General features: G+C 69.5%; 16 protein-coding genes. 3 read left to right on the forward strand and 13 right to left on the reverse strand.

Annotation, left to right across the window (positions count from 1 at the left end):
- The 6 genes from ACLQ25_RS03760 to mqnC all read right to left on the reverse strand — a co-directional run bounded on the left by ACLQ25_RS03760 (nt 1) and on the right by mqnC (nt 5,877).
- Nucleotides 1-366, reverse strand: coding sequence for an NADH-quinone oxidoreductase subunit A (locus tag ACLQ25_RS03760; protein WP_007454588.1), 366 nt, complete (start codon nt 364-366; stop codon nt 1-3).
- A gap of 135 nt (nt 367-501) precedes the next feature.
- Entirely contained in the window at nt 502-1,779 is a 1,278-nt protein-coding gene (locus ACLQ25_RS03765) for a geranylgeranyl reductase family protein (protein ID WP_425729058.1), read from the reverse strand.
- A 139-nt stretch (nt 1,780-1,918) separates the two neighbouring features.
- Nucleotides 1,919-2,143, reverse strand: coding sequence for a hypothetical protein (locus ACLQ25_RS03770; protein ID WP_357123511.1), 225 nt, complete (start codon nt 2,141-2,143; stop codon nt 1,919-1,921).
- Between the two features lie 91 nt (nt 2,144-2,234).
- Nucleotides 2,235-2,945: a demethylmenaquinone methyltransferase gene (locus ACLQ25_RS03775; RefSeq protein ID WP_425729060.1), complete on the reverse strand. Its 711-nt coding sequence runs from the start codon at nt 2,943-2,945 to the stop codon at nt 2,235-2,237.
- A gap of 128 nt (nt 2,946-3,073) precedes the next feature.
- Nucleotides 3,074-4,324: an LPXTG cell wall anchor domain-containing protein gene (locus ACLQ25_RS03780; protein ID WP_425729062.1), complete on the reverse strand. Its 1,251-nt coding sequence runs from the start codon at nt 4,322-4,324 to the stop codon at nt 3,074-3,076.
- A gap of 362 nt (nt 4,325-4,686) precedes the next feature.
- Nucleotides 4,687-5,877, reverse strand: coding sequence for a cyclic dehypoxanthinyl futalosine synthase (gene mqnC, locus ACLQ25_RS03785; RefSeq protein ID WP_425729064.1), 1,191 nt, complete (start codon nt 5,875-5,877; stop codon nt 4,687-4,689).
- 166 nt (nt 5,878-6,043) lie between these two features.
- Here mqnC and ACLQ25_RS03790 point away from each other — a divergent pair, with 166 nt between their 5' ends.
- Together ACLQ25_RS03790 and ACLQ25_RS03795 are read left to right on the forward strand one after the other, a co-directional pair.
- The gene (locus ACLQ25_RS03790; RefSeq protein WP_421474105.1) at nt 6,044-6,439 is read left to right on the forward strand and encodes a hypothetical protein; all 396 of its coding nucleotides are present in this window, start codon (nt 6,044-6,046) and stop codon (nt 6,437-6,439) included.
- Nucleotides 6,440-6,478: 39 nt separating this feature from the next.
- Nucleotides 6,479-7,006, forward strand: a complete 528-nt coding sequence (locus ACLQ25_RS03795; protein ID WP_425729067.1) for a hypothetical protein — start codon at nt 6,479-6,481, stop codon at nt 7,004-7,006.
- A gap of 184 nt (nt 7,007-7,190) precedes the next feature.
- On the opposite strand, the gene ACLQ25_RS03800 is transcribed toward ACLQ25_RS03795, so the two are convergent.
- Both ACLQ25_RS03800 and ACLQ25_RS03805 read right to left on the reverse strand, forming a co-directional pair.
- Nucleotides 7,191-7,385, reverse strand: coding sequence for a DUF397 domain-containing protein (locus ACLQ25_RS03800; protein ID WP_425729069.1), 195 nt, complete (start codon nt 7,383-7,385; stop codon nt 7,191-7,193).
- A 7-nt stretch (nt 7,386-7,392) separates the two neighbouring features.
- A complete protein-coding gene (locus ACLQ25_RS03805) occupies nt 7,393-8,241 on the reverse strand; it encodes a helix-turn-helix domain-containing protein (RefSeq protein ID WP_425729071.1) in 849 nt (282 codons plus the stop codon).
- Between the two features lie 299 nt (nt 8,242-8,540).
- On the opposite strand from ACLQ25_RS03805, the gene ACLQ25_RS03810 reads away from it, so the two are divergent.
- Nucleotides 8,541-8,765 (forward strand): hypothetical protein, encoded by a 225-nt coding sequence (locus tag ACLQ25_RS03810; RefSeq protein WP_425729073.1) that lies wholly within the window; start codon nt 8,541-8,543, stop codon nt 8,763-8,765.
- Here ACLQ25_RS03810 and paaE read toward each other — a convergent pair.
- From paaE to paaA, 5 genes are read right to left on the reverse strand one after another with little or no spacing between them, the layout of a single operon-like run.
- A complete protein-coding gene (paaE, locus tag ACLQ25_RS03815; protein WP_425729075.1) occupies nt 8,753-9,862 on the reverse strand; it encodes a 1,2-phenylacetyl-CoA epoxidase subunit PaaE in 1,110 nt (369 codons plus the stop codon). The genes ACLQ25_RS03810 and paaE overlap by 13 nt on opposite strands.
- On the reverse strand, nt 9,859-10,365 hold the full coding sequence (gene paaD, locus ACLQ25_RS03820; RefSeq protein ID WP_425729077.1) for a 1,2-phenylacetyl-CoA epoxidase subunit PaaD: 507 nt from the start codon (nt 10,363-10,365) through the stop codon (nt 9,859-9,861). Before paaD ends, paaE begins: the two co-directional genes overlap by 4 nt.
- Nucleotides 10,362-11,087, reverse strand: coding sequence for a 1,2-phenylacetyl-CoA epoxidase subunit PaaC (gene paaC / locus ACLQ25_RS03825; protein ID WP_425729079.1), 726 nt, complete (start codon nt 11,085-11,087; stop codon nt 10,362-10,364). Before paaC ends, paaD begins: the two co-directional genes overlap by 4 nt.
- Nucleotides 11,084-11,371 carry a 1,2-phenylacetyl-CoA epoxidase subunit PaaB gene (gene paaB, locus ACLQ25_RS03830; RefSeq protein ID WP_266248073.1) on the reverse strand — a complete coding sequence of 96 codons (288 nt, stop codon included), beginning with the start codon at nt 11,369-11,371 and terminating at the stop codon, nt 11,084-11,086. The genes paaC and paaB overlap by 4 nt, the downstream gene beginning before the upstream one ends.
- Nucleotides 11,368-12,444 carry a 1,2-phenylacetyl-CoA epoxidase subunit PaaA gene (paaA, locus tag ACLQ25_RS03835; protein ID WP_425729082.1) on the reverse strand — a complete coding sequence of 359 codons (1,077 nt, stop codon included), beginning with the start codon at nt 12,442-12,444 and terminating at the stop codon, nt 11,368-11,370. Before paaA ends, paaB begins: the two co-directional genes overlap by 4 nt.
- Between the last annotated feature and the right edge of the window lie 307 nt (nt 12,445-12,751).

The following is a 12,751-nucleotide window of genomic DNA, read 5'->3' on the forward strand; positions in this document are numbered from 1 at the left end:
TCAGTCCCAGTCCAGGCCGCCGCGACGCCACACGTAGGCGTACGCAACGAAGACCGCGACGATGAACAGGACCATCTCCACGAAGCCGAAGATCGGCAGAGCGTCGAACGAGACCGCCCAGGGGTAGAGGAAGATGATCTCGATGTCGAAGACGATGAAGAGCATCGCCGTCAGGTAGAACTTGATCGGGAACCGCCCACCGCCGACGGGCTGCGGGCTGGGCTCGATGCCGCACTCGTACGCCTCGAGTTTGGCCTTGTTGTAGCGACGGGGACCGGCGAAGCGGGCGGCTCCGACGGAGAACAGCGAGAACGCCGCGGCGAGGGCGAACAGCCCGATGATCGGTGCGTAAGGCGAGAGCGACATCGTTTTCTCCTGCTCGTCCTTCCCTGCCGTCAGTGCTTGACGAAAATCACACTATTCACGTCCCTCGCGGTGGCTGCCGGCGGGGGTCGATCTTTGTCGGCTTCGAGGCTGTGACCAGCACCGATGCCGTCCCAACTAGACGGCCGGCGCTGCCTTCGTCATCGCATTGATGACCCGGTCCATCGCGTCCCCACCTCGGGGGTCGGTCAGGTTGGCCAGCAACTTGAGGACGAAACGCATCAGCGTCGGATGGGGCATGCCGTGCTTGGTGGCGATCCGCATGATCTCCGGACGGCCGATCAGTTTCACGAAGATGCCACCGAGGCGGTAGTAACCACCGAGGCGGGCCTTCAGCTCGTTCGGGTACGCCATCAGCGCCCGCTCCCGCTCCGGTCCGGCCGGACGCGCGAGCGCCTGCACCGCGACCTCCGCGGCCAGTTCGCCGGACTCCATGGCGTACGCGATGCCCTCGCCGTTGAACGGGTTGACCATGCCGCCGGAGTCGCCGACCAGCAGGACGCCACGGGTGTAGTGCGGCACCCGGTTGAAGCCCATCGGCAGGGCGGCGCCGAGGATCGGGCCGTCCGCGTTGGTCTCGTCGGTCATCCCCCACTCGGCGGGGGTGTTGGCCAGCCAGTCGGTGAGCAGCCGGCGGTAGTTGGTCTTGCCGAACGCGGACGACGAGTTGAGCACGCCGAGGCCGACGTTGACACGCCCGTCGCCGAGCCCGAAGATCCAGCCGTACCCCGGCAGCAGGTTGTCGCCGCTGTCCTTGCTGCGCAGCTCCAACCACGACTCCAGGTAGTCGTCGTCGTGCTTGGCCGGCGAGTGGTAGTAGCGGCGGACGGCCACGCCGATCGGCCGGTCCTCCCGCTTGGCCAGCCCGAGCGCGAGCGGGAACCGACCGGAGACACCGTCGGCGGCCACGACCAGCGGGGCGTGGAAGGTGGCGGGCTCCTTGCCGGGCCCCACCTCCGCCTCAACGCCGGTCACCCGACCGTCCTCGTCGAGCACCGGGCCCAGCACGTTGACGTTGGTCCGCAGTTTGGCGCCGGCCGCGACCGCGCGCTGAGCGAGCAGGTCGTCGAAGTCCAGCCGGGTACGGACCAGCCCGTAGTTCGGGAAGCTCGCCAGCTCCGGCCAGTCCAGCTCCAGGCGTACGCCGCCGCCGATCACCCGCAGACCCTTGTTGTGCAGCCAGCCGGCCTCGGGCGAGGTGTCCACGCCCATCCGGATGAGCTGGCGCACCGCACGCGGGGTCAGTCCGTCACCGCAGACCTTCTCCCGGGGGAACTCGGTCTTCTCCAACACCAGGACCCGTACGCCGTGCCGGGCCAGGTGGTACGCAGTCGCCGATCCACCGGGACCGGCGCCAACGACAATGACATCGGCGTCGTGTTCCACCGCGGTCATTCGCGCCTCCTCCCGCACGCTCGTGAAATGCTTCACAAGCCAGACGGGACGAGTGTATGACCGGCGTCATACCTGCGCAGGATCAGGGGTACCTAACTCGCCGATGTGACAGCCGGCGACCGTCCACAGCAGCCGAGTGTCAGGCCGGGCTGGGCGCGTCCAGGCCGGCGTCGACCCGGATCGTCTCCGGTAGATGCTCCCGTAGCGCGCCGCCCGCCGCACGGTCCAGGGCGGCCAGCACCTCGGCGACCACCTGCCGGACGTCCGTCGGGTCCGCGCCGGCCAGCGCGCGCAACTGCGTGATGAGTTCGGCCGCGTCGTCGTCGGTGGCGGCCACCGGGCTCGCCGGGTCTGCTCCGGTCATGCGGACGAGCGTACGGCGCAAAGTGGACTAAAGTCGGATATTCCCGAAACGCGCAAGCGTCTCGCGTGCTACGCGCGGCCGTCTCGCCGTGCTACGCGCGGACGGCCCGGTGCAGCGCGACCACGCCGCCGGTCAGGTTGCGCCACGCCACCCGACCCCACCCCGCCGCGGCCACCCGCCCGGCCAGCGCCGCCTGGTCCGGCCAGGCCCGGACCGACTCGGCCAGATAGACGTACGCGTCGGGGTTGCTCGACACCGCGCGGGCCACCACCGGCAGCGACCGCATCAGGTACGACAGGTACACCGTCCGGAAGACCGAATTGACCGGCGTGCTGAACTCACACACCACCAGCCGGCCGCCGGGCCGGGTGACCCGGGCCAGCTCGCGCAGCGCCGCGTCGGTGTCGTTGACGTTCCGCAGGGCGAAGGAGATGGTCACCGCGTCGAAGCTCGCGTCGGCGAACGGCAGCCGCAGCGCGTCACCGGCCAGCAACGGCACCTTGGGACGCACCCGCTTGCCGACCTGGAGCATGCCCAGCGACAGGTCCGCCCCCACCGCGTACGCCCCGGACTGGGTCAGCTCGCGGGTCGACACACCGGTGCCCGCTCCCACGTCCAGCACCCGCTCACCCGGTCCTAGCCCCAGGGCCGCGCGGGTGGCCCGCCGCCAGGAGCGGTCCTGCCCGAAGGCGAGCACGGTGTTGGTCAGGTCGTAGCGCTCGGCCACGCCGTCGAACATCGCGGCGACCTCGTGCGGTTGCTTGTCGAGACTGGCGCGCTGGCCCTGCGGGGTACGGCTCACCCCGTTCACTCTGCCAGCCCCGCGCGAGCCCTCGGCCGCTGGGTCCGCGTACCCCACGGTGGTCGGCGCCGCCGATACGCGCGAGGGCGGGGTGGTCGCCCACCCCGCCCTCGCGTCGCGCCTGCGTGTCAGTCGGTCGACTTCTCGTCGCCGGGGGCGACCAGGACGACCTTGCGACGGCGGGAGAGCACCAGCAGCGCTCCGCCGACGAGCAGGATCAGACCACCGATGCCACCGATCAGGCCGGCCTGCACACCGGTGACCGGCAACCCACCGCCGCCGGAACCACCGCCGCCCGTGGTCGGCGACGTGCTCGTACCCGGCGTCGTCGTGCCGTCCGGAGTCGGAGTCGCGGTCGGAGTCGGCGTGACGGTCGGCGTCGGGGTCGGCTGCGCGCTGAGGTCGACGAACACGTCGAACTGCGCGGTGTTGTCCACCTCGTCGGTCTCGGTGAACGCCCGGCGCTGCGCGCCGGAAGCGTCCTTCGGCTCCTCCTCGGGGCTGCCCTGGGTGGCCTCAAGACCGGCGGCCCAGACGAATCCGGGCCGGAGCACCGACTCGGTGACGTCCTCGCCGATCTTCACCCGGACGTCGCCCGTGTAGAACTGCCCGGGCTTCAGCACGACGCCGCTGTCCTCGCAGTAGGCGTTGGCGAACCCGCCCAGCGGCTGCTCGACGCAGCCCTCCGGCAGCTTGGCGAAGGTGACGCCGGCCGGCAGCGTGATCCCGTACGCCACGCCGGTCGCCTTCTTGCTGCCGTCGTTGTAGACCGCCCAGTCCAGCGGCGCGGTGTCGCCCCGCTTGACCGGCTTGAGGCCGGACTCGCCCGCCTCGTCGCCGTCCACCGTCACGTCGGCGTAGACGTCCTGCACCCAGGTCGTCAGGTCGTAACCCGGCTTGGTGACGGTGATGTCGTGCTCGACGGTGTTGTCGTCGAGGACGGGGTCCTGGGTTGCGGAGCTGATGGTGACCACCAGCGTGCCGGCCGCGCCGCGACCGCCGGTCGAGAAGATCGGGATGCCGAAGTCCTCGGTGGTGCCGGCGGGCAGGTCACCGAGTAGGCAGGTGACGGTCTTGCCCTGGATGTCACAGCCGTCCGGCGCGATGACGCCGACCTTGCGGTTCTTCAGGCCCTTCGTGTCCACGGTGACCCGGACGTCCTTGGCGTCGACCGTGCTTCGGGTGTTGTCGACCTGAAACTTGAACGGCTTCGCCTTGGCCGCCTTGACGCCCTGAGCCAGCTCGTAGCTGAGCGGCACCAGGGCCAGGTCGGCCTGGTCGGCGGCCTGCGCCGGGGCGGCGACGGTGGCCACGCCACCGGCCGCGAGCAGGGCCACGACGCCGGCACGGGCCAGGGCCGAGCGGTGGAACGCTGTCATCAGTCCCCCGGGGGTCGGGAAGAAAAAGGAATGGTTGCGGGAACGTGCGGACGTTATCCGAGGTCGATCTCCCACGCCAGCGTGGCGGACGGTTTTCAACCGTCTGGACTGGACCCGCCACACGGATCGGGCGGGATGGTCACCCATCCCGCCCGTACCGCCGTGCGTTATGTGAACGACCCTCATGGGCCGATGGAGGACGCGCCTCAGGCAGACGGCCGCACGTTATCCGTCGGCGATCATCTCCACCAGACCCACACCGGGCTATGCGCCGGCGAGCCCACCGGGAGAACCCGTACCGCCGAGTGGACGCAGGCGGAAGCAGGATCCCCGGTCAGCCGAACGGTCGGCCGCGACGTACCTCAGTTGACCTCGACGAGCGGCAGCGACCGGCCCGCGCCGCCGCCCGGCAGCGCGATCGAGGAGAAGTGCGAGACCACCCGCTCGTCGGTCGGGTCGTCGGCCGGCGTGTGGTGCACCGCCAGCCGGTTGTAGAGGGTGTCGCGCTGGGCCGGGATCCGGTCGGCGGAGCGGATCATGCCGATCAGCTCGTGCAGGTTGGAGCGGTGCCGGGCGCCGGCCGAGGAGATCACGTTCTCCTCCAGCATGATCGAGCCGAGGTCGTCCACGCCCATGTGCAACGCGAGCTGCCCGATGTCCTTGCCGGTGGTCAGCCAGGACGCCTGAAGGTGCGGCACGGTCTCGAAGAAGAGCCGGGCCACCGCGACGAGGCGCAGGTATTCGAGCGTGGTCGCCTGCGTACGGCCCTTGAGGTGGTTGTTCTCCGGCTGGTACGTCCACGGGATGAACGACCGGAACCCGCCCGTACGGTCCTGCACGTCGCGGATCATCCGCAGGTGCTCGATCCGCTCGGCGTGCGTCTCGCCGGTGCCCATCATCATGGTGGCGGTCGACTCGATGCCCTGCCGGTGGGCCAACTCCATGACCTCCAGCCAGCGCTCACCCGACTCCTTGAGGGGCGCGATGGCCTTACGCGGACGCTCCGGCAGCATCTCCGCGCCGGCGCCGGCGATCGAGTCCAGACCGGCGGTCTTGATCCGGGCGATGGCCTCGTCCAGGCTCACCCCGGAGACCTTCGCCATGTGCAGGATCTCGCTCGGCCCGATCGAGTGGATGACCAGCTGCGGGTACGCCTGCTTGACCGAGGAGAACAGCTCCTCGTAGTACTCCACGCCGTAGTCCGGGTGGTGCCCGCCCTGGAGCATCACCTGGGTCGCGCCCAGCTCGACCGCCTCGCCGCAGCGACGCAGGATCTCCTCCGTCGGGTGCGTCCACCCCTCGGCGTGCTTCGGCGCGCGGTAGAACGCGCAGAACTTGCACGCCGTCACGCAGACGTTCGTGTAGTTGATGTTGCGATCGATCAGGTAGGTGACGACGTTGTCCGCATAGCGCCGCCGGCGCACCGCGTCCGCCGCCTCGCCCAACGCGTGGAAGGGCGCCTCGGTGTAGAGCAGCAGGGCATCCTCGGGCGTGATCCGCCCGCCGTCCGCGCCACGCTGCAGGATGTCGTCGATCTCCCGGCTCACCGTCACAACCCCGAGCCTACGTCGGCGTCAACTCGTCTCGCGGATCTGGGGACACTGATGTGACCCCCAACAGAGTTCCAACATATCTTCAAGATCAATATATGATGTTGAGAGACCATTGACTTCTTATGTTTCAACCTCGAAGATATTGCCGAGGTCGAGGGGGCGCGATATGAGCGACACGGACACCGCTCCGGGCATCGCTGCCCGCTGTCGAGCCGACGGCGGACTAACGCAAGCAACTCTGGGCGAGTTACGGGACGAGTTGGGCTACCGAAAACTCGGCCGCTGGGTCCTCGCGGAGATCGCTGAGACGCTCAGAGCTACTGGCCTCGGCTTCTTCCCTCCAGAGCGACTCACTGCCGAACTCAACACCGAGCCGCGCCAGTGGCAGACGGTCTGGATTTACGTTCGGGATGGCGGGTCGCGGGCGCGAGTGATCGATGCCGTGCTTCAGCCCGACGACTGCGATGTACGCGCAGAACTCGACGCCATCGGCACCAAAAACCCGGCAACGCTGACACCTCAGCAGAGACTGGATCGGATCCGAGACATCCTCAACGCGTAGGTCAGGGTCAGCGACCACCACAGGAAGGGTGCACGCGCCATGAATGCGCACGTCTTCGTGGACGAGACAAAGGAGCGAGGGCTTCTCGTCGCGGCTGTGGTCGTGCTCCCGGCGGACCTGACCGCTGCCCGCCGGACCATTCGCGATCTGATCCTGCCCGGCCAGCGCCGCATCCACTTCCACAAGGAGAAGGACGACCGGCGCCGGCAAATAATCGCTGCCGTCGTCAAACTGTCCGCCCACGCGGTTATGTTCGACGCGAAGAGACACCACGATCCAAGGGCGGCCCGCGAAGCCTGCCTCGTCGAGCTCGTGCAGCACGCAGCGAAGATCAGCGCGGCACGTCTCGTCCTGGAGCGCGATGATTTGACATTCCAAGCCGACCGGCGTCTGCTCTTCGAGCAGGTGAGGAAGTCGGGAACGTCCAACAACCTGCGTTACGACCAACTGAGAGCCCACGAGGAGTGCCTGCTGGCCATTCCCGACGCACTGGCCTGGTGCTGGGCCAAGGGCGGACGATGGAAGACGTCCGTGCAGCGCGTCGTCAGGGAGGCGCGGCAGGTTTGACCAGGACCGGGAGACGCGAAACCCGGCTCACCCACCGTCCGGAAGGCTGCCGGGTCCACTTCCAAAGAGCTACTGCCCCTGGCAGTTGCAGGCTACCTCTGTCCGGAGCTTCCGGACAAGGAATTGACCAATTCCGTCTCTCACGCCCACCCTCAGCCTCTCCTGCCGTGACGGGTCACCCGGGTTAGCGCTCCGACGGCATGCGACAAACGAATCGGGCCCAAGCTGCACGCTCGAAGGCCAGGACCGGACCAGCCTGGTCCTTCGAGTCGCGTACGGCGATCACCTGGGTCAACTCGGCGACCTCGACGCAGTCGGCGTTGGTGCCACTGCGGCTGGACTTGCGCCAGGTCGCGCCGGACAGCTCTGGAGTGATCATCGAAGGCTCACTCTCGCTCGTGCTCCGTTGCGACCCGCGCAACGAACTCCACCGAATCGACGGGGCTCAGCGCCACCTCGGCCAGCCTATCGGCCTCCCGCCGGAAGTGCGCCACCTGCGGCGGCTCCTCCAGGAACAGCCCGGCCACCTTGTGGTCCAGGTAGACCACCGATCGGTTGCGGGGAAAGTCGAAGAGCGCGAACGACCCGTCCAGCCCGGTGTGTCCGCCGACCGCCAGCGGCACCACCTGCAAGGCGACGTTCGGCCGTTCTGCGGCATCGATCAGATGCCGAAGCTGACGGGCCATCACCCGGGGGCCGCCGAGCACCCGGCGCAACACCGTCTCGTCGAGCAGAGCGTGCAGCGTCGGCGGCGAGGCGCGGGTGAGAATTGCCTGCCGGCCCAACCGGGCCGCCACCCGCCCCTGCGCCTCGTCATCCGGAATGCCACCGCTGCGCATCAACGCCTGGGTGTAGTCCGGGATCTGCAACAGGCCGGGCACCAGCAGCGGCTGCCAGTTGACGGTGCTGGTTGCCTCGGCCTCCAACCGGATCAGCGTCCGGGACTCGTCGGACAGCCCACCGATCGCCTCCCACCAACCGGTCTCGGCCGACCGCTCGGCCATCCCGAGCAGGCGTTTGCGCTCGTCCCCGGTCACGCCGTAGATGACCAGCAGCGAGGCGACGTCGGCGGCCTGGATGCCCTGGGTGCCGGTCTCCATCCGGGACAGCTTGGACGGCTGCCAGCCCAGTCGGCTGGCCACCCGACGCAGCGGCAGCTTGCGCGCCTCCCGCAGCTCACGTAACTCGCCGCCGAGACCTCGACCGACGACTGTGGGTTGAGTGGCCTTGGGCATCCTGGTCCTCCGGGTCGACTCCCATAACGCCGTCACAGTGACGGCATGAACTCGTCGCGTTGAGTATTGACTTGATCTCAACAACCCGCAACCATCACCCGCAACGTTGCTGATGACCGTCCCCGGAGGAAGCTATGCCTGTCCGGACCCACCAGCCCGCCTGGCTGCGACCGTACGATCCAACCGACTCACCCGGGCCGATCCCGTCGGTGATCGCCCACTTCAAGCGGCGCGGACGCGACGAGGAGCCAGCGCCCACCGAGGCCGAGCGCGAGGCAGCCCGCTAAACGGTGGTGCTGGTGCCGCCCGAGGCGGCCGAGGCACTCGGCGAGGTGGGCCTGCAACTGTTCCGCGACACCGACTGGGACCACTACCCGGCACACCTCGATGAGGCGGTCAAGGTGATCGAGGAGGCGTGCGGCGAGCGGGTCGCGCTGGTCGAACACCGCTCCGACCTCACCTACTGGACGGCCCACGTCCGCCCCGCCGACTGCCGTCGGGCTGCCGGGGGTCAGGCGTCGTAGTCGACCGTGAGCTTGTCGGTAGTCGGGCTGGACTGGCAGGTCAGCACATAGCCGGCAGCCACCTCGTCCGGCTCCAGGGCGTAGTTGCGGGCCATCGTGACCGACCCGTCGACGACCTTCGCCTTGCAGGTCGAGCAGACACCGCCCTTGCAGGCGTACGGCAGTTCGCCGCGCACCTTCAACGCGGCGTCCAGCACCCGCTGCTCCCGGCCCATGGTGAAGCTCGACGAGCGGCCGTCCAAAACGATGGTGACGTCCGTCCCGACGCCCTGCTGCTCCGTGGGACGCGCCACCGGCTCGGGCGGCGCGTCGACGTGGAACAGCTCGGTGTGCACGGCCGACTCCGGCAGACCCCGCGCGGCCAGCACCTCCCGAGCGTCGACCACCATGCCGTACGGCCCGCAGAGGAACCATTCCTCGATCAGTTCGCCCGGGACGATGGTGCCCAGCAGGCGCCCCAACCGTTCGGTGTCGATCCGTCCGGACAGCAACGGCGACTCGCCCTGCTCCCGGGACAGCACGTGCACCAGGTGCAGCCGGGACGGGAAGCGGTCCTTCAGGTCGGCCAGCTCCTCGGCGAACATCACGGTGTTCGCCGTGCGGTTGCCGTACACCAGGGTGAAGGTGCTGGCCGGCTCGACGGCCAGGGCCGTCGCGACCAGCCCGAGCACCGGCGTGATGCCGGAGCCGGCGACGACCGCGCCGTAGTGGCGGACCCGGTCCGGCGCGAACGCCGTGGTGAAAGTGCCCAGCGGGGGCAGCACCTCGACCGTGTCGCCGCCGCGCAGCGCCCCGCACGCGAAAGCCGAGAAGGCGCCGCCGGGAACCTCCCGCACCCCGATCCGCAGCCGGCCGCGCCGGGCCAGGTCGTCGGGGGTGGAGCAGATGGAGTACGACCGGCGCACGTCCTCGCCGTCGTCGGTCACCCGCCGCACCGTCAGGTGCTGGCCCGCCTGGAAGGCGAAGGTCTCCCGCAACTCCTCGGGTACGGCGAAGGTGACCGCCACGGAGTCGTCGGTGAGCCGGTCGACGGCCGCGACCGGCAGTGGGTGAAAGGCCGGCCGACGACGGACCGGCCGGGTGATGGTGACTGTCACAGCGCCTTCAGGTGGTCGAAGGGTTCGGAGCAGGAGCGGCAGCGCCACAACGCCTTGCAGGCGGTCGAGCCGAACCGGCTGACCTGCTCGGTCTCCGGCGAGCCGCAGAGCGGGCAGCGGACCGCGAGGGTCAGTGCCACCACGCCCGGGGCGGACGCCGGGGCGGGCGGGGCGATCCCGGCAGACGCGAGCTTTGCCCGCCCGGTGTCGGAGATCCAGTCGGTGCTCCACGGTGGGCTGTAGACCGTTCGCACGTCCGCGTCCGGGTAACCGGCCGTCGCCAGGGCACGGCGCACGTCGGCCCGAATCACGTCCATGGCGGGGCAGCCGGTGTAGGTCGGGGTGATGGTGACGACGACCCGACCGGTGACCCGGTCCTCCTCGACCGCGCGGAGGATGCCCAGCTCGTCGATGGTGATCACCCGGATCTCCGGGTCCACCACGCTCGCCGCCGCCGTCCACGCGTCGGTCCGACTCCGCTGTGCGGTCGCTCCCGCGCTCACCACTGCGCCCCCGGGTGGGCACGGTGCAGCACCTGCATCTCGGCCAGCAGGTAGGACAGGTGCTCGGTGTGCACACCGGCCCGCCCGCCGGTCGGCGCCCAGCCGCGCTCGGGACGGGTGAGCGTAGCCTCGGCCAGCACCGGACCGACGACCTCGTCGAACGCCGGCCGCAGACCCGCCGGATCGACCGGCGCCGCCGGGTCCGCCGCGAAAAGCTCATGGGTGTACGGCCAGACGTGGTCCACGGCCTCCTGCATCCGGCGGTGCGACTCCTCGGTGCCGTCACCGAGCCGCTTCACCCACAGCGCGCCGTGGTCCAGGTGGTACGCGGACTCCTTGCGCGCCTTCGCGCCGATCGCGGCCAGCCGCTCGTCAGCGCAGCCGGCGAGCGCGGTGTAGAGCGGCACCTGGTACGCCGCCAGGAAGAACAGCTTCGCCATCGTCACCGCGAAGTCGCCGTTGGGCAGCTCGACCAGGAGCACGTTGTGGAACTCGCGGTCGTCGCGCAGGTACGCGAGCGCGTCCTCGTCCCGACCCGCGGCTTCCAGCTCACCCGAGTACGACAGCAGCAGCCGGGCCGCGCCGAGCTGGTCGAGGGCGATGTTGGCGAGCGCGATGTCCTCTTCCATCTCCGGCGCGCGGGTCGCCCACTCGGCCAGCCGCTGCGCGGCGACCAGCGCGTCGTCGCCCAGGCCGAGACTGAAGGCGAAGGGCCCGTTCACAGGTGCGCCACCCCGTCCGGGACCTCGTAGAACGTGGGGTGGCGGTAGACCTTGTCGGCCGCCGGGTCGAAGAAGGCGTCCTTCTCGTCCGGGCTGGACGCGGTGATCGCGCCCGCCGGCACCACCCAGATCGACACGCCCTCCTGGCGGCGGGTGTAGAGGTCACGGGCGTTGCGCAGGGCCAGCTCGGCGTCCGGGGCGTGCAGGCTGCCGACGTGGGTGTGCGACAGACCCCGCCGCGCCCGGACGAAGACCTCCCACAGAGGCGAGTGTTCGTTGCTCACGCGGCCACCTTCTCCCTCGTGTCGGCCCGCTTGGCGGCGTACGCCGCGGCGGCCTCGCGTACCCATGCGCCGTCGGCGTGGGCGGCCCGGCGGTGCGCCATCCGCTCCCGGTTGCACGGCCCGTTGCCCTTGATGACCTGCATCAGCTCGTCGTAGTCCGGCTGGCTGTAGTCGTACGCCCGCCGCTGCTCGTTCCAGCGCAGGTCGTCGTCAGGAATGCGGAGCCCGAGGACCTCGGCCTGCCCGACGCACATGTCGACGAAACGTTGGCGCAGGTCGTCGTTCGAGAAGCGCTTGATCTTCCAGGCCATCGACTGGGCGGAGTGAGTGGAGTCGCCGTCCGGCGGACCGAACATGGCCAGCGACGGGTACCACCAGCGGTCGACCGCGTCCTGGGCCATGGCCTTCTGCGCCGGGGTGCCGTGCGCGAGGGTGTGCAGGATCTCGTACCCCTGGCGCTGGTGGAACGACTCCTCCTTGCAGACCCGGATCATCGCTCGGGCGTACGGCCCGTAGGAGCACCGGCACAGCGGCACCTGGTTGACGATTGCCGCGCCGTCCACCAGCCAGCCGATCGCGCCCACGTCGGCCCAGGTCAGGGTGGGGTAGTTGAAGATCGAGCTGTACTTCTGCTTGCCATCTAGCAGCATCCGGACCAGTTCGTCGCGGCTGATGCCGAGGGTCTCGGCGGCGGCGTAGAGGTAGAGGCCGTGGCCCGCCTCGTCCTGGACCTTGGCCAGCAGGATCGCCTTGCGCTTGAGCGAGGGCGCCCGACTGATCCAGTTGCCCTCGGGCTGCATGCCGATGATCTCGGAGTGGGCGTGCTGCGCGATCTGCCGGATCAGCGTCCGCCGGTACGCCTCGGGCATCCAGTCGCGCGGCTCGATCTTCTGCTCCGCGTCGACAACCTCGGTGAAGTAGGCCGCCAGATCCTCGTCCGGCGCCGGGCCGCCGCGCCGTTCACGAGCGGCGGCGGCGCGCAGCTCGGCCTCGGCCGCTTCGACCTCGCCGAGCAGGCCCGCGCCGGGCGCGTCCGGTGCGTCGCCGGGTGCGGAGAAGTCGTTGCCATACATGAGGACAAGTGTTACAGCTTGCACCCGGATGCACTAGGGGGTGTAACAGGAAACCCGAGTGACGTTCCGTCACCGATGGGCAGATCTCCGCTACCCACCGCGACATCGGCGTTTATGACGTGGCTCACGGAAACGAGGTCAAATCTCCCATAAGCCGCAAAGTGTCGGGACTTTCTCCCGATTTCGCACGTTGCCTGGTGTCGACCTCTGGCGATCGGCGCGTCCGGACGTAGACTTCTGCCGGTCACACGATCGGCTGCCCCCACGCCGTCTCCACAGAGGCCACCTCCCCCGGCCTCGGCGCACG

The organism is Micromonospora sp. DT44 (genome assembly GCF_049841635.1).
In the GTDB taxonomy this organism is placed as follows: Bacteria; Actinomycetota; Actinomycetes; order Mycobacteriales; family Micromonosporaceae; genus Micromonospora.

What these genes read in the sequence shown, in the direction of transcription:
- paaA (WP_425729082.1), bottom strand. Translation starts at nt 12,444, where the DNA reads ATGTATGGCAACGACTTCTCCGCACCCGGCGACGCACCGGACGCGCCC.
- ACLQ25_RS03805 (WP_425729071.1), bottom strand. Translation starts at nt 8,241, where the DNA reads ATGCCCAAGGCCACTCAACCCACAGTCGTCGGTCGAGGTCTCGGCGGC.
- ACLQ25_RS03800 (WP_425729069.1), bottom strand. Translation starts at nt 7,385, where the DNA reads ATGATCACTCCAGAGCTGTCCGGCGCGACCTGGCGCAAGTCCAGCCGC.
- ACLQ25_RS03790 (WP_421474105.1), top strand. Translation starts at nt 6,044, where the DNA reads ATGAGCGACACGGACACCGCTCCGGGCATCGCTGCCCGCTGTCGAGCC.
- ACLQ25_RS03770 (WP_357123511.1), bottom strand. Translation starts at nt 2,143, where the DNA reads ATGACCGGAGCAGACCCGGCGAGCCCGGTGGCCGCCACCGACGACGAC.
- ACLQ25_RS03765 (WP_425729058.1), bottom strand. Translation starts at nt 1,779, where the DNA reads ATGACCGCGGTGGAACACGACGCCGATGTCATTGTCGTTGGCGCCGGT.
- ACLQ25_RS03780 (WP_425729062.1), bottom strand. Translation starts at nt 4,324, where the DNA reads ATGACAGCGTTCCACCGCTCGGCCCTGGCCCGTGCCGGCGTCGTGGCC.
- ACLQ25_RS03760 (WP_007454588.1), bottom strand. Translation starts at nt 366, where the DNA reads ATGTCGCTCTCGCCTTACGCACCGATCATCGGGCTGTTCGCCCTCGCC.
- ACLQ25_RS03795 (WP_425729067.1), top strand. Translation starts at nt 6,479, where the DNA reads ATGAATGCGCACGTCTTCGTGGACGAGACAAAGGAGCGAGGGCTTCTC.